This is a genomic window from Parafrankia elaeagni, from assembly GCF_000374165.1.
Taxonomy (GTDB): domain Bacteria; phylum Actinomycetota; class Actinomycetes; order Frankiales; family Frankiaceae; genus Parafrankia; species Parafrankia elaeagni.
The window spans coordinates 136632-152180 of record NZ_KB893711.1 but is presented as its reverse complement, the minus strand read 5'-3'; the positions used below and the strand labels follow the sequence as shown (position 1 = coordinate 152180).

The following is a 15549-nucleotide window of genomic DNA, read 5'->3' as shown; positions in this document are numbered from 1 at the left end:
CCCGGGCAGACATAAATGCTGGTCAGAAGCTCGGCCGAAGATCGGCGAACATGCGGAACCAGCGCGTGGGCGCGGCAGGGATCGAACCTGCGACCACTCGCTTGTAAGGCACGGCTCGATCCTTGCGGCGGCGGAACGTGCACAGGTCGCGATGTCCACCGGTGTCCATGGTCGTCCGCCGACGTACGCGGTCGTTGCTACAAGCGCTGCTACACCCGGCCGGGCGTACCGGGGCCCGTTGCGCCCACCGTGGTCACGCCCGAAACGATCCGGGCAACGTCCATCGACGTCCGGTGGCCACATCTTGAGCACATTCCTGTGAATCGTTCGACGAGTCCGAGGGCGCTTCACTCGTACTGGGGTGCCCACGCTGGGGCCTAACCTCTGCCCATTCGACCTCGCTGTCCGCCACTGTTCCATTCTGGTCCCGGAGGGACAGGTGTCCCTGGTCGCGCCATTCGTCCCCGTATTATGATCAATGCCCGGATTGATCAGGGTGGGGGATGCATGGCGCGGGCAGGTCAGTCAACCGTGGGCACCGGCGCACTTGGAGGCGCGGTCGCCGCTGCCATCTCGACGTTCGGAGCCTCGGTCAAGGTGAAGCTGGTCGGCGTCGGCCAGCCGGAAGACCAGCTACGAGGCCCGCTGGAGACAATGCTTGCCAGCGTCGGCGCCGCCCTGGGCCTCACCGTCGTGCCTGTCGGTGAAACACCCCTCACCGAACTTGGCGTCCGTCCCGACTACGCCATACAGGTCAACGGAGCCTTCTGCGGATACATCGAGGTCAAGGCACCAGGCAAGGGAGCCGACCCTACCCGCTGGAAGTCCAGCACCAGGGACTACAAGCAGTGGGAGAAGCTCCGCGCGCTCCCGAACGTGCTCTACACCGACGGCAACGAGTGGGCACTATACCGATCCGGCGAGCTGGCCAGCCCTGTCATACGGCTACCCGGTGACGTGCGCACCTCCGACGCCGCCCTGGTCGCAGACGGCGACGGTGAGCTCGCCACCCTGCTGTCCTCATTCCTGACCTGGGCGCCGATCACGCCAACCACCCTGCGACAGCTCGTCGTCTCCGTCGCAGGCCTGTGCCGCCTGCTCCGCGGCGAGGTCGAGGATGCTCTACGCCGCGAGAAGACCAAGAAGGGGCCGTTCGGCAGGCTCGCGGCCGACTGGCGCGAGCTGCTGTTCCCCGACGCCTCCGACTTCGAGTTCGCGGACGGCTACGCCCAGACGGTGACCTTCGCGCTCCTGCTCGCCCGCGTGGACGGCATCGACTTCGAGGGCCGCAACATCACCGACATCTCGCGGCGCCTTGGCAAGAGCCACTCCCTGATGGGCAAGGCTCTCGACATCCTCACGGACGAGTCGGTCGCCGACCTGACCGTCACCCTTCGGACCCTTGTCCGCGTCGCGGGTGCCGTGAACTGGGACCTGTTCGCCGGCGTAAGTCAGGATCTCTACCTACGGCTCTACGAGGACTTCCTCGAGGAATATGACCCGGAGCTGCGGAAGCAGACTGGCAGCTACTACACACCGAAAGAGATCGTCGACGGCATGGTCCGTCTTACCGACGAGATACTTCGGACCCGGCTCGACCGACCACTCGGTTTCGCCAGCGACGACGTGGTCGTCGTGGATCCCGCAATGGGAACCGGCGCATTCCTGCTGCAGATCATTGAGAGCGCCGCACAGGTGTTCGGCGACGAGGGACCAGGATCGGTCGGCCCCAGACTTCAGCAAATGACCCGCAACCTTGTTGGCCTGGAACGCCAGGTTGGGCCGTTCGCGGTGGCCGAGATGCGGGCCATCGAAGCGTTCCACCGGCATCACGCCGAGCTGCCTGAGGAGGGGATGCGGCTCTACGTCGCAGACACCCTGGAGAACCCGAACAGCCAGAATGCGCACATCTACGCCAGCCTCGAACAAATTGCACGGTCGCACGTTGACGCCAACCGCTTCAAGCGGGAGGACGAGGTCGTCGTCGTGATCGGCAACCCGCCGTACAAGGACAAGTCGCGGGACTCCGGAGGCTGGATCGTGGACCGCGGGGAGACGGTTGCGCCGCTGGACGCCTTCCGTTCGCCCGGCAACGGCCGACTGGAATACGTCCTGTCGAACATGTCGGTCTTCTTCTGGCGGTGGGCTACGTGGAAGGTGTTCGACGCGCACCCCGGCGCCCCCACCGGCGTCGTCGCATTCATCACCCCTGGCAGCTACCTCGCCGGCCCGGGATTCCGCGGCATGCGCGAGTACCTGCGACGCACCGCCGACGAGGGCTGGATCATCGACCTCACGCCGGAGGGCCACCAGCCCGACGTCTCCACTAGGCCGTTCCCGGAGGTACAGCAGCCGCTGGCGATCGGCATCTTCGCCCGCACGTCCCCGCCGGACGACGCCCCGGGCACCGCCCGGCCCCCGGCCAGGCTGTCGTTCCTCGCGCTCCATGGACATCGGGACGTCAAGTTTCAGGAGCTGACCAACCTGACGTTGTCCGACCCGCGCTGGCAGCCCTGCGTTTCGGGATGGGGTGACCCGTTCCTGCCGAGTCGCGGGGAGAGCTGGGAGTCGCTGCCCGCCATGCCAGACCTGATGCCGTGGTCATCGCCCGGCGTGAAGACGGAACGCTCCTGGGTGATCGCCCTAGACAAGACCACGCTGGCCAACCGATGGGCCGCCCTGCTGGAGGGCGACTCCCAGAGCGACCGGGACACGCTCCTCAAAGTCACACGGAACCGCAGTGTGCTGAGCAGGCCCGAGTATCTGCCCGGCTTCGGCCCGGTCGGCGAACGGATGCGCCCCCTGCGCGACGAGCCCGAGGATGCACCCTGCCCGCCCATCCTCCCGTACGGGCATCGGACCCTCGACCGCAAGTACATCGTCGCCGATCACCGGCTGATGTACCCGGCCCGACCCGACCTTTGGGGCGTACGCGGCGGCGAGCAGCTTTTCGTCGCCGAGCAGCACGCCGAACCGATCACGTCCGGCCCCGCGCTCACCTTCAGCGCCTACCTACCGGACATGCACTACTTCAACGGGCGCGGCGGTCGGGCCTTCCCACTTCACCGCGATGGCGACGGGGCTTCCCCGAACGTCGCGCCAGGACTGCTCACCCACCTGACCCAAACCTGGCAGACCGCTGTCTCCGCGAGGGACCTCGTCGCTTACCTGGCCGGTGTCCTCTCCCACTCGGGCTATACCCGCCGCTTCGCCGCCCAGCTCGCCACACCCGGCGTGCGCGTGCCGCTGACCGCCGACCCCGAGTCGTACCGCCGCGCCGCCGACCTGGGGCGGCAGGTGATCTGGCTCCACACCTACGGCGAACGGGCCGTCGACCCCGCCGCCGGTCGTCCAGCCGCAGTGCCTCGCCTGCCCGACGACCGCCGGCCCCTGGTCGTCCACGGCATAACCGGCCCCGAGATGCCGAAGGAGTTCAACTACGACCCGGCGACCGAGACCCTTCACATCGGCACCGGCCAGATCCGCCCAGTCCCACCAGCGGTGTGGGACTACGAACTCTCCGACTGGCAGGTCGTCCGACGCTGGTTGCGGTACCGGCTGGGCATCGGCGGCAAACGATCCTCAGAACTCGACGACATCCGCCCGAAGGCTTGGCTACCGGACTTCACCACCGAACTGCTGAACCTACTCAACATCGTCGGGCGTCTGGTCGACGTGGAGGGCGCCCAGGACGAGCTATTGGGCACGATCGTCGACGGCCCGCTGGTCACGGTCGCCGATCTGCAGGCAGCGGGGGTCCTGCCCTTGTCGGCGTCGGTGCGTGGCCCTCGGATTGGAGGCGTCCAGCAGGACGAACTGTTCGGGAGCTGAACCAGCGCGCCCATTTAGCTCGGCAGAGTTCCGCCGTCTACGTCTGACCTGATCCGAAGCCGGGGGATGCATCGCGTGAGATCTCTACGGTCACGACACGACTGGACGCCCCGCCATAGCGCGTCAGGGGAAGCGGTCGTCATGAAGGTACGGAGATGACCGAGAACACAGCCCTGATTGATGAAGAGGACGGCTCTCGGTGGACAGCCATCGACCCCGAGATCTTCCACGGTGCCGTCGTCCAGGCGGTCAAGCGGATACGGGAAGAGTTTGGCGGCGGACTCCGCGATGCACTGGACATCCTCGTGCGCCGCTACGAGCGACTCCGGCGTGAACGGCCGGATGACTTCACCGTAGACGTCGAATCCTTCGGCTCAGACGTATATACCTGAGCCGGAGCCAAAAACGATCTCGAAGGGTGACCGCTGACAGGCTCGCCGCTGTCAAGCCGGACGGGTCGGGCTGTCCGGAGAGCGAAGCGCCCTGGCACTGTCTCCCGGCAGGGCGCTGGCGTGCCCTCTGCTCGTTTTCGGCTGCCCACCGGCGTGCGCGGTGAAAGTCCGCGGTATCCCGCCCCCGTGCCTCGGCTGGTTCACCACCCCGTGCTGTCGACCGGCGGCACCGCTCCGAACGTCTCGGGTCGTTCTACGCGGTGTGGGGTGCGACGGGCCCGGCGAGCACGGCCGTTCACGGCCGCGCGCAGGCGGTCGCGCGGCGCGGCCCGCACCGCGGCTTGATCTCAAAACGAGAGATTCGGCAACGACACAGCTCTCCACGGTGTCCGGTCCCGGGTGGCGCTTGACACGCCGGTCCTGCCTGAGGCCCGACGACGGTCCGGGTCCGCTGGCTCTGCGCTTCGGCGTACGGGCGGCGAGCGCTCGGCTAGCGTTCTGGTGTGGCGGATGGCAGCGGGGACGGCGTGGACTCCGCGGGTTTCGGGGAGGCTGAGGCGCGGTTGGTGCTGGTCGCTGCCTGTGCCGCGGCCGGCCTTGAGCCTGCGGGCGCTCGGATGCTGCGGCTGGGTGAGCACGCGGTGTTCCGCCTGACCTCCGTGCCGTTGATCGTCCGGGTCGGACGATCGGTTGACTACCTGGGAGCTGCGCGGCAGGAACTCGCTGTGTCCGCCTGGTTGAACTCCTCCGGTGTTCCGACGGTCCGCGCGGCTGAGGTGGATGCGGATCAGCCGTTGATCGTCGATGACCGGGTGGTCGTGTTCTGGCGGACCTCAGGCAGCGGGGACGACTACGGCACGACCGATGAACTCGCGACGACGCTGCGGCGGATGCATGCCCTCGTCCCGCCGGTCGGACTGGTCCTGCCCGCGTTCACCCCTTTCGGGAGATCATCGCGGCGGCTCGACGACGCGGCCCACCTCGACCCGGCCGACCGGAGCTACCTCCTGCACCGGGTCGGGGTCCTGGACGACGCCTACCGGGGCCTGAGGTTCGCGCTACCGCCGGGCCCGATCCACGGGGATGCGAACGTCGGGAACCTGCTGCATGACGACGATGGCACCCCGGTCCTGATCGACCTGGACGGGTTCGCCACCGGCCCGCGGGAATGGGACCTGATCCTGACCGCGATGTACTACGACCTGTACGGCTGGCACTCGGCAGACGAGTACGCCGCGTTCGTCGACGGCTACGGGTTCGACGTCATGTCCTGGGACGGATACCACGTCCTGCGGGACGTACGGGAGACGATGATGGTCGTCTGGATGGCGCAGAACATCGGGAACGACGACCGGACAGCGGCGGAGTTCGCGAAGCGGATGCGGGCGCTGCGGACGGGTGCGAGTCGGCGGGACTGGGCACCGTTCTGACCGCGGCCATCGACTATGCGGCGGCGGTCCAGAGGCGGAATGTCTCGGCCTGCTCGGTGAACTCCCGCGCGATGCTGCTGGTGCCAACCTTCGTCAACCGGGTCCGGAACTCCTGGACGTAGGCGGCGCACCGGGCGGACTTCAACTGCTCGCCGATCTGCAGTGCCTGCAACGCGACCCGGCAGGCCGGTTCCGGGTCGCCGTGGTCCAGGTGGGCATCGGCAAGCACCATGGCGGCGAAGAAGTCGCTGCGCGGGAACGCGCCGTCGGCGTTGGCGCCGACCGAACGGCCTGCCCACGTCCGGGCTCCGGCCGCACGTCCCAGATCACGGAAGCAGTGCCCGAACTCGGCGGACAGCTCGGCCTCGTCGAAGTAGCTGATGAACGCCGGGTCGTCGGTGGGGTTGCGGCGGTTGAACGCGCGCTCGGCCGCGGTCAGGGCGGCGTCGCAGGCGCTCGGGTCGCCGAGACGTGCATAGGCGCGGGCTTCCATGGCGTGGAACTGGGCGGTCAGGGTCGGGGTGGCCACGGCGGCGGTTCCGGTGGCGGCGGCGCGGGCCAGATTCGCGGCGTGCTGGAACTCGCCGAGAAATGATGCCTGGTGGCTCATGGCGGACAGGACGCTGCCGGCGAGCATGCGGTCTCCGCCTGTCTGCGCGACGTGCAGGGCGGGGAGAAAGTACCGCTGGGCCAGACCGTGCAGGCCGCTGTCATAGGCCATCCACGCGGCGAGCAACAACGCTTCGGCCACCGCGGAGTACAGGCGGGGACCCACCTCGGTTGTGTACTGGCCGCGCATCATCGCCTCGACATCGCCTGACAGAAACTGCACGAACGCGGTGCGCGCGTGGCCTCCGCCGTAGCGGTTGTCCAGGTCGGCGAACATGCCGGTGGTGGTCTGCAGCGCTTCGACGTCGGCGATGCCGACCCGCCGCCCGGTGGACGGCTCGCGGGTGGTCCGGTCCGTGGAGTGCAGGAGCCAGTCAAGCGCCGCTTCGGTCCAGATCGCGGGGTCGACCGGCGCGCCGTGTGCCTGCCGCGGCTGCTCCTGGTCGGCCTGCCACAGCCGGACCAGGGCGTCCACTCCGGCATCAACGCTGCGGGAACGGGACGCGGGCACGTCGAGGATGGCTCCACGCCGAGTGGCGGGCTTTCCGGGCTGAATGGCGTCGTCGTCATCGGCAAGGCCCAGCAACGCTCGGGGAATGTCGAGTCCCGAGGCGAACTTCTCGAAGATCTCGATGCTGCTGACGTGGCGCTTCCCGCTGAGGATCGTGCTGATCGCGGGCTGCGGGACGCCGGTCATGGCGGCTATCTGCGGCTGGGATGCCCCGGTCCAACGCCGGTAGATCGCGAGAACAGCACGCATGTCGCGATCGGCAAGTGCCTGGGCCATGTCCGGGCGATCCCAGAGTCCCGGCGGCGCGGTGGGCGTAGGGCTGCGTCGGGGCATGGAGGGCTCCCGTCCGGAAGGTGGCTGCCGGCACGTGGCGGCCTGCGTACCGTGCGCAAGTCTATCCACTCTCGGTATTCGGTCGCATATCTATTCCGGACGGTGGGGGCGCGTCAGCGTACGTCCAGAGCTGTCCCGCTTTCACGTGGACGATCTCCGCGGCGGGTGGCTCCAACGATGACGACGTGGAGGGCGGCCTCATGACGGCGACTACCGGAGCGGTCTGTGGACCGGCGCAGGACGCAGTTCTGTTCGGTGTGGTCAGGTTCGACCAGGACGATTCCAGCCGGGTACGGGACACGGTGATCACGTTCCGGTCGGCGGAGGATGCGGAGGCGTTCGCGCGGGATCGGTGCTGGACGCGGTACCAGGTGTGTCCGCTGCGGTTCTTCGTGGAGGAGAAGCCGGCGGAGCCGGGTGACTGGATGGTGCTCGGCGGGCAACTGGATCACCTGGTGACGCGGCGGGCACGGCGCTACCCGTGAGCCCGGACAATGCCCGTCCGTACCACCCAGACACGATCCGGGATCGGTCGCGTCCGGCGGTGGTGATGTTGCCGTGGGGTGCGGGCACGTGGGCGGTGGTGATCCAGCCGGGGTCGGACCTGGCGGATCTGCACCGGGCGTTGGCGGAGATGCCGGCGGGTCTGGAGTTCCACTCGGTGCACGGTGATGGGGACGTGATCCTCGTGTACCAGGTGCCTGCCGGGCAGGTATCCCGGCGAGACCTGCTGCGGCTGACCGGTTCTGCGCTCGACATCCCCACGGGGTTCCCGGACCGGTCGCGGTGGATCACCCGGGAGGAACAGCAGGCGTACCGGGCGGGGCACGCGGATGCGTTCGAGGCGATCCGGGTCTTCCTGAGCCGTCCCACCGGCGGCACCCCGGACGCGACAGGGCCAGGTTCGGCCGATCCTCGGGGGGTCAACCGAGCCTGACCCTGGGCCTGCGAGGGGCCGGATCTGGTGGCTACCGTGCCACCCGGTCCGGCCCTTTCGCATTTCCGGCCGGCACGACCGAAGCCTCGTTGTGCGGCTCGGTGGGCTGGCGGAGCTGGGCGCCGATGGCGGCAACGCTGCGTTCGATGCGGAGCAGGACGTCCAGGATCTGCTGATCCACGGGCAGGGGCCGTAGCGGCACCTCGTCGGGCTGCCTGCCGAGAAGGACGATCAACAGGTGGTCGTCGGCCCATCCCAATGCGCGGGAGATGGCGGCGAGCGTGGCGTCCTGGGCACGGCGCTTGCCGGTCGGGCGTGCCAGCTCACGCAAGGTCGCCACCGACACCCCGGACGCGGCGGCCAGGGCCTGCTGACTCATACGCTGCTGCCGCATCCGGCCTGTGATCGCCATGCCGACAGCCGGCCAGTCCTCGTGCGTCGACGCATCGCGGATCATCACGGCTCGCCACCCCCGTAGATTGCTTTTCGACAAAGACTAGCCGGCCTTCTGAGGCTGGCGGGAACACTGCCACGGCGACGGGCCCGGTTCTTATATCGAGGCGTTATCCCATGGCGTATATACGCTTGGCGAGCGCTCGTTGAGCGGTGCATGGTGGGTGGCGCCCGACAAACCCCGGACCACCCGGGGGTGGGGCTGACCCTTCGGAGGTTGACCATCCATGGCGGTTCCCCGGCGTATTCCCGTGCGCTTTGAGGACGTGTTCCCGGCGGGTGCTTTCGTGCTCGGTGTGGAACCGGCGAACGACTACGAGAAGGTGAAGGCGAACGCCCCCGACCCGCAGGAGCGGGACCTGAACACCGGTGAGCGGGTCTGGGTCGTGCGGGTCCTCGACCCGGACCCGACAGCCCGGCAGGCGGAACTGAAGGTGAAGGTGCCCGGTGAGGTGCAGCCGGTCCTGCCTGAGGCGATGCCGGGCACGCCGTTCCGGCCAGCGCTGTTCGAGGGGCTGACGGTCACGCCGTGGGTCGACACCAACGGCAAGTACCCCAAGCAGGGCTACGCCCTACGCGCCCTGCGGCTCCAGCAGGTCGGCACGGCACGGCGGACGGGGGCGGCGGCATGACCAGCCACGACAGCCACCCGCGGCGGTCCTCCACCCACCTCGCGCTGCACATCGGCACCGACTGGCACGCGACGTGCCACACCTACCCGAACCGGACGCCGATCCTGTCGGTCGACGCGAGTCTGTCCATGTTCAGCCTGTCCCCGGCCGGCGGCACCGTGACCGCGGATCACCTCCAGTTCGCCCGGACGCTGCGCGACGCGGTGACCATCTACCTCGCCGACTGCGAGCGCATCGCACGCGCCCAGCAGAACGAAAACCCGCCGACGGAAAACGCGGCGTAGCGACTCTTCCGCTTTCCCGGCAACGTTTCCTTTCTTCCCCTCCCCATTTCCGTGGTTTCGTGCGCTCGAAAACAGGTGGTATTGCCATGTCCAGAATCTACGGTGACCAGCGGATACCGCGGATTCCGTCCCGGCCGGACAGGGTCCGGGTCCCGCTATGGATGCTGCTCCTCGCGGTGGCCGGTAAGGGCCTGGTCCTCGGGGCGCGCTGGTGCTGGCGGCACCGGATCGCCGTCCCGGCCGGCCTCGGCGTGCTGGTGTTCGTCCACAGGTTCGGCCTGCCGGGCCTGGCCGGCCTGCTGGTCGGCATGGTGGCGGTGGCGGTGGTGTGGCGGCGGGTACACCCGGTGTCGTTCGGGTGGCTGGCGCGGTGGGTGTGGGGACGGGTCCGGCTGACGGTCGTCTACCGGCGGCGGTGGCGGGCGGCGATGGTGCACACCGACCTGGCGATCCGGGTCCCCACCTCCAACGCCGACCAGGTCACCTTCGACGACTACTACCCCCGCATCCGCTCGATCCGCTCCACACGGGCGGTTGACGTCCTGCGGGTGGAACTGCTGCCCGGCCAGACGCCGCAGCAGTGGGCGGAGCAGGCCGAAGCGCTGCGGCACGTGTTCCGGGCCCGGCGCTGCCAGGTCCAGGCCGAAGAACACCGGTTCGTCCGGCTGCACTTCCACCACCGCGACACCCTCGTCCGCCCCGTCACCCCCGGGGACCTCGACCGACCCCGTCCCGACGGGGCGGACCCGGATCACGGGGAGGATGCCGGGGCCGGGTCGGGTGTGCTGGTGGCGGAGCTGGGCGCGGTCCCGGTGGGCCGTTGTGAGGACGGTTCCCCGTGGACCCTCCCGGTGCGCGGGACGCATGTTCTCGTCGCGGGGGCGACCGGGGCGGGGAAGAGTTCGGTGCTGTGGTCGATCATCCGCGGCCTCGGCCCGGCACTCTGGGCGGGCCTGGCGGAACTGTGGGTCTGTGATCCAAAAGGGGGGATGGAACTCGCCTTCGGGGAACCGCTGTTCACCCGGTTCGCCACCACCACCGGCGAAGTCGCGGATCTCCTCGACGACGCGGTGGGGGTCATGCAACGGCGCACGGCCCGGCTGCGGGGGCGGACCCGGCTGCACACCCCGACCGTGGGTGATCCGCTGATCGTGGTGGTCGTCGACGAAATCGCCTCCCTCACCTCCTATGTCACCGATCGGGAGCTGAAGAAGCGGATCGGCGCGGCGCTGCCGCTGCTGCTGTCCCAGGGCCGTGCGGCCGGCGTCGTGGTCCTGGCCGCGGTCCAGGACCCCCGTAAGGAAGTGCTGCCGTTCCGGGACCTGTTCCCGGTCCGGGTCGCGCTGCGCATGACCGAAACCGAACAGGCCGATCTCGTGCTCGGCTCCGGCGCTCGGGACCGCGGGGCGCGGGCGGAGGAGATCCCGCTGTCGCTGCCCGGGGTCGGCTACGTCCTGGCGGAGGGACAACCCGAACCGGTCCGGGTCCGCGCGACGCACATCGACGACACCGAGATCAGCCGCACCGTCTGGGCCTACCGGCCGTCGACAGCAACCGGCAGCGGTGGGTGGACACCGGACCTCGACGCCTACACCGATCACGGCTCGGGCGATGGGGGCGACCCAGCGGGGTGGGGTGAGGTCGCGTGACCAGTCCGGACCCGACCTCGCCGCTGCCCCTCGTGCCGGTGTGCGCCACCTGCTCCCACCTCTACGTCACCCACCGGCGGGGCCGCTGCCGTGGCACCACCGACACCCACGCCCGGTGCGGCTGCACCCGGTTCACCACCCCCACCGGCCCCGACTGTCCGGACCTCGACGTCACGGAGGACCAGCCCGCGTGACACTCCCTCCCCCTGCCGGCCCTGACCTGGCCGACCCTCTCGACTCCACCACCCGTGACGATCGTGACGATCGGCCCGGCTCGCGGATGGCACGGATGCGGATGCCCCTTGCCCGTGCGGTCGTCGAAGCGGTCGCCGTGGAGAACGGCGTGTGCGTCCGGCCCATGGCCATGCGGCGGACGAACCTCGACACCGGCGAGACCGAGATCATCCCCGTGCCGTGCGGCGCCACCCTCGCCAGCAAATGCCCCACCTGCGCCGAGAAGGCCCGACGGCTGCGGATGGCGCAGTGCAAAGCGGGTTGGCACCTCGACGACGAACCGCTTCCCGACCCGGACCCCCCGTCCGACGACGCGAAGGTTCTTGCCGGGTTCCGTGCGGACCTCGAAGTCGCCCGGCGGGACGCCGAACGCGACAGTGACTCGGCTGGCGTCGCGGAGATCGACGCGCTTATCGGCCAGGTGGACGACGAACTCAACGCACTCGGCGTGCGGGGCAAGGCCGCTTCGGACAACCGGGATCGTCCTCGTCGGGCCCGGTCGACCCGGCGGCGGCAGGACGCGCCCGACCTGCCCCGGCTTCCCGTGGAGAAACGGACGGTCGGCCGGACCTACGAAGCTCCGGACGGGAGGGCCTGGCGGCCGTCGATGTTCCTGACGCTGACCTGCGACACCTACGGCCGGGTGACCTCCGACGGCACGCCCGTGGATCCGGGCTCGTACGACTACCGGCGCGCGGCCCGCGACGCGATCCACTTCCCGAAGCTGATCGACCGCTTCTGGCAGAACCTCCGCCGGGCCGTCGGCTGGGATGTCCAGTACTTCGCCGCGCTCGAACCCCAACGGCGCCTCGCCCCACACCTGCACGCGGCCATCCGCGGCACCGTCCCCCGGGCCCTCCTGCGCCAGGTGGCGGCGGCGACCTACCACCAGATCTGGTGGCCACCCTGCGACCGCCCGGTCTACCCGGACACCGCGCTCCCGGTCTGGGACCCAAACGGCGGGGCCTACCTCGACCCGGACACCGGCCGGCCGCTGCCCACCTGGGATGAGGCTCTCGACGCCATCGGCGAGGACGACGAACCCGCGCACGTCGTCCGCTTCGGCCCGCAACTGCGCGCGGACGGCGTCACCGCGAACTCGGCCCACACCGGCCGGATGATCGGCTACCTGACGAAGTACCTGGTGAAAGGCCTCGACGCCTGCCACGCGGCCACCACCGACGCACAGCGGCGGCACGTCGAACGGCTCGCGGACGCGCTGCGGCACGAACCCTGCTCGCCTACCTGCGCGAACTGGCTGCGCTACGGCGTCCAGCCGAAGAACCCGAAACCGGGCCTCGTCCCCGGCCGCTGCCGCGGCAAGGCGCACCGGCGCGAAACCCTCGGCTTCGGCGGACGGCGCGTCCTGGTCAGCCGCAAGTGGTCCGGCAAGACCCTGACCGACCACAAGCACGACCGGGTCGCGTTCATCCGGGAACAGCTCGAAGCCCTCGGCCACACCGCCACCGGCCCGGCCGCACCCGACACCGACCCGGCACGCACCGCGTGGACGCTGCTCCGGCCCGGCGACCCGGCCGCGCCCCGCCGCGAGCACCTGCTGTTGCAAGCCGTCGCGCAACGCCACGCCTGGCGCGCCCAGCTCGACGCGGCCCGGCGCGCCGCACCCGACGAACTTCCGGCAATCGGACCGCCTGCGGCTCCCGCGCACGCTGCCTGATCTTTCCGCCCTGAACTCGTGGAGAGCACCGTGACCAGCAAGCTTCTGCTGACGGTCGACGAAGCCGCAGACCTGCTCGGCGTCGGCCGTAGCACCGTGTACGACCTGATCCGCGGCCACCGGCTCGAATCCGTCCGCATCGGCCGCTCCCGCCGCGTTCCCCGCGCCGCTGTTCACGCCTACATCGACCGGCTGCGCGGCGACGGAGAAGCGGCATGAACGTCTGGCGGACCGGCGACTCGGCGCGCGGACCCCCGACCGTCCGGACGTTCGGCAAAGCGGCCCCGGCGGGTGCTGGAACACCCGACCGGGACCTGAGACCCCACCCCTGCCTGTGACAGGAGCGAAGCCCTGATGAGCATCTTCTCTTCCGGCAACTTCGGCGCGTGGCGCACCCCCGGCGGAGACTCTCCGCTCGTCGCGACCCACGTGACCCACACCGGCGACCACGAACTGACGATCCGGCCCGGCGCGGACGTCGGCGACCTGGTGGCGATCCTCGCGACGCTGCCCGCGGACGCCTTCTTCACCGAGCATTTCGGCGACGTCGACGCGGTGCTCGTGTTCCGCCAGGTGCCCGGACTTCCGGCAATGGTCCCCGCGAACGGGAAGCCCTCGGCGGATCCGGCGGCGGCAAGCCTCCCCCGTCCGTAGCGGCAATCCCGCCTGCCCCTCCCCCATTTTTCTTCCGTTCTCTGGTGGCGTTCAAAGCTGTCGGGGTGTCGGACGTGTCCAGGGTCGGCCGCAGGCCGATCGCGTAGCGACGCGCAGCGCCCTGGACGCGGCCGGCGCCCCGACAGACCATCCCAACGCCAGAGAACGGAACCCCACCGGCACCGGGCGGCGCGGCCCGACCCCGTGCGCGCCCTCCCCGTTCTTTCGGCAAGGAGAACACCCATGCCCAGCAGCACCAACGGCCCGGCGAACGGCCGGCGCAAGGAACGCACCAAGCGCGCGAACGGCCAGGGCTCGATCTACCAGCGCGCGGACGGCCTGTGGGTCGGCGCGGCCTACGTCCTCATGCCCGACGGCACGAGCAAGCGGCGGCCGGTCTACGGCAAGTCGGAAGAGATCGTCCGCGGCAAGCTCACCGAACTTCAGGCCAACTCCGATCAGGGCATTCCGGCAGAGGCCACCGGATGGACCGTCGAACGGTTTCTGAAGTACTGGCTGGAGCAGACCGTCAAGCCCAACAACAAACCGGCGACCTACCACGGATACGAGATGATGGTCCGCGTCCACATCTGTCCGGCGATCGGCAAGAAGCGACTGAACAGGCTGACCGCGGCAGACGTCCGGCTCTTCGTCCGGCAGATGGAGAACTCCTGCCTGTGCTGCCGGCGCGGGCTCGACACCCGGCGGCGGGCTGAGAACCGGCGGTGCTGCGCGATCGGCCAGTGCTGCCGGTCGCTCCCGTCCCGGCGGCTGGTGCAGCAGGCGCACTCGGTGCTGCGCAACGGCCTGCAGGCGGCCGTCCGCGAGGAACTGATCCGCCGCAACGTCGCGAAGCTCGTCAAGATCACGCCACCGCAGTACGGCATCAACCGCGGCCTGACCGTCGAGCAGGCGCGGGCACTGCTCGACGCGGCGGCCGGCGACCGGCTGTACGCGCTCGTGGTCCTGGCGCTCTTCCTCGGCCTACGCCGCGGGGAACTCCTCGGACTCCAGTGGTCCGACATCGACACCGACCGCGGCACCCTCACGATCCGCCGCACCCTCCAGCGCACCGGCCGCGCGCTCCGCCTGGTGACTCCCAAGACGGACACGTCGTTCCGCACGCTGCCGCTGATCGGCTTCGTCGCCGACGCCCTCACCGAACACCGCACGCTCCAGGACGCCGAACGGGACGCGGCCGGCGACCGCTGGGTGCACACCGATCACGTGTTCACCACGAAGATCGGAACAATGATCGATCCCGGCAACCTGCGCCGAACCTGGGACCCACTCCGTCAGGCGGCCGGCATCGACGAGGTTGTCTTCCATGGCCTGCGCCACACCTGCGTCACGCTGCTCCTGAACCTCGGCGTCCCACCCCACACCGTCCGCGAGATAGCCGGCCACTCCGCCATCGAAGTCACCATGACGATCTACGCCCACTCCTCGATGGCCGAGAAGCGCACCGCCCTGGCCCGACTCGACGATCACCTGATCGGCAACTGATCCACGACCCCCCCGACGGGCGGCCACCGTGCGCGTTGCTACACCCGTTGCTACAAACGGCCCGATTTCCCGACCCCAGAGGCGCCGCAGGCGCCCCGTCGGGGGGTCTCGGGGGGTCACCCCCCGGCAGACATTACGGCTGCGCCGCAGGCGATCGCAAGATCGACAAGCACGCGGAACCAGCGCGTGGGCGCGGCAGGGATCGAACCTGCGACCACTCGCTTGTAAGGCGAGCGCTCTCCCGCTGAGCTACGCGCCCGGGATGGTGCCAGCCTACGCAACACAGGGCCAGCACCAGCGACATCTTGCAGCTCGCGCGGCTCCCCTCCGCATCAGGAGGTTCACCGTGCCAGGAGGCAACGTTAGCGGATGATCGCGAGCTGTGGGTCAGGAGACGGGACGAGGCCTGCCGAACA

At 69.6% G+C, this 15549-nt stretch carries 15 protein-coding genes and 1 tRNA gene; 13 read left to right on the top strand and 3 right to left on the bottom strand.

What is annotated here, in order from left to right; all coding sequences use genetic code 11:
• The first annotated feature begins 507 nt into the window (after positions 1–507).
• From B207_RS0107475 to B207_RS0107465, 3 genes are all read left to right on the top strand, one after another.
• A complete protein-coding gene (locus tag B207_RS0107475; RefSeq protein ID WP_063820890.1) occupies positions 508–3831 on the top strand; it encodes a type ISP restriction/modification enzyme in 3324 nt (1107 codons plus the stop codon).
• Positions 3832–3986: 155 nt separating this feature from the next.
• Positions 3987–4223 (top strand): hypothetical protein, encoded by a 237-nt coding sequence (locus B207_RS0107470; RefSeq protein ID WP_018635898.1) that lies wholly within the window; start codon positions 3987–3989, stop codon positions 4221–4223.
• Positions 4224–4726: 503 nt separating this feature from the next.
• Positions 4727–5653, top strand: a complete 927-nt coding sequence (locus B207_RS0107465; protein ID WP_230204886.1) for a phosphotransferase enzyme family protein — start codon at positions 4727–4729, stop codon at positions 5651–5653.
• Positions 5654–5666: 13 nt separating this feature from the next.
• On the opposite strand, the gene B207_RS0107460 is transcribed toward B207_RS0107465, so the two are convergent.
• Complete coding sequence (locus B207_RS0107460) at positions 5667–7049, bottom strand: helix-turn-helix domain-containing protein (protein ID WP_018635896.1); 1383 nt, start codon at positions 7047–7049, stop codon at positions 5667–5669.
• A 257-nt stretch (positions 7050–7306) separates the two neighbouring features.
• Between B207_RS0107460 and B207_RS0107455 the strand changes: the two genes are divergently transcribed.
• Together B207_RS0107455 and B207_RS0107450 are read left to right on the top strand one after the other, a co-directional pair.
• Positions 7307–7591: a hypothetical protein gene (locus tag B207_RS0107455; protein ID WP_035740244.1), complete on the top strand. Its 285-nt coding sequence runs from the start codon at positions 7307–7309 to the stop codon at positions 7589–7591.
• Between the two features lie 65 nt (positions 7592–7656).
• The gene (locus B207_RS0107450) at positions 7657–8043 is read left to right on the top strand and encodes a hypothetical protein (protein WP_154675199.1); all 387 of its coding nucleotides are present in this window, start codon (positions 7657–7659) and stop codon (positions 8041–8043) included.
• Positions 8044–8074: 31 nt separating this feature from the next.
• On the opposite strand, the gene B207_RS0107445 is transcribed toward B207_RS0107450, so the two are convergent.
• Positions 8075–8500, bottom strand: coding sequence for a helix-turn-helix domain-containing protein (locus B207_RS0107445; RefSeq protein ID WP_018635893.1), 426 nt, complete (start codon positions 8498–8500; stop codon positions 8075–8077).
• A 223-nt stretch (positions 8501–8723) separates the two neighbouring features.
• On the opposite strand from B207_RS0107445, the gene B207_RS0107440 reads away from it, so the two are divergent.
• From B207_RS0107440 to B207_RS0107405, 8 genes are all read left to right on the top strand, one after another.
• On the top strand, positions 8724–9128 hold the full coding sequence (locus B207_RS0107440) for a hypothetical protein (protein WP_026310790.1): 405 nt from the start codon (positions 8724–8726) through the stop codon (positions 9126–9128).
• Complete coding sequence (locus B207_RS0107435) at positions 9125–9412, top strand: hypothetical protein (protein ID WP_018635891.1); 288 nt, start codon at positions 9125–9127, stop codon at positions 9410–9412. The genes B207_RS0107440 and B207_RS0107435 overlap by 4 nt, the downstream gene beginning before the upstream one ends.
• 86 nt (positions 9413–9498) lie before the next feature.
• Complete coding sequence (locus tag B207_RS0107430) at positions 9499–11061, top strand: FtsK/SpoIIIE domain-containing protein (RefSeq protein ID WP_018635890.1); 1563 nt, start codon at positions 9499–9501, stop codon at positions 11059–11061.
• A complete protein-coding gene (locus tag B207_RS0107425) occupies positions 11058–11255 on the top strand; it encodes a hypothetical protein (RefSeq protein ID WP_018635889.1) in 198 nt (65 codons plus the stop codon). The genes B207_RS0107430 and B207_RS0107425 overlap by 4 nt, the downstream gene beginning before the upstream one ends.
• Positions 11252–12973 carry a replication initiator gene (locus B207_RS0107420; protein WP_018635888.1) on the top strand — a complete coding sequence of 574 codons (1722 nt, stop codon included), beginning with the start codon at positions 11252–11254 and terminating at the stop codon, positions 12971–12973. The genes B207_RS0107425 and B207_RS0107420 overlap by 4 nt, the downstream gene beginning before the upstream one ends.
• 30 nt (positions 12974–13003) lie before the next feature.
• Positions 13004–13192: a helix-turn-helix domain-containing protein gene (locus B207_RS0107415; RefSeq protein ID WP_018635887.1), complete on the top strand. Its 189-nt coding sequence runs from the start codon at positions 13004–13006 to the stop codon at positions 13190–13192.
• A gap of 135 nt (positions 13193–13327) precedes the next feature.
• Positions 13328–13627, top strand: a complete 300-nt coding sequence (locus B207_RS0107410) for a hypothetical protein (RefSeq protein WP_018635886.1) — start codon at positions 13328–13330, stop codon at positions 13625–13627.
• 243 nt (positions 13628–13870) lie between these two features.
• The gene (locus B207_RS0107405) at positions 13871–15133 is read left to right on the top strand and encodes a tyrosine-type recombinase/integrase (protein WP_018635885.1); all 1263 of its coding nucleotides are present in this window, start codon (positions 13871–13873) and stop codon (positions 15131–15133) included.
• A 187-nt stretch (positions 15134–15320) separates the two neighbouring features.
• Here the strand turns inward: B207_RS0107405 and B207_RS0107400 are convergent.
• Positions 15321–15392 (bottom strand) — tRNA-Val (locus tag B207_RS0107400).
• Positions 15393–15549: the final 157 nt, after the last annotated feature.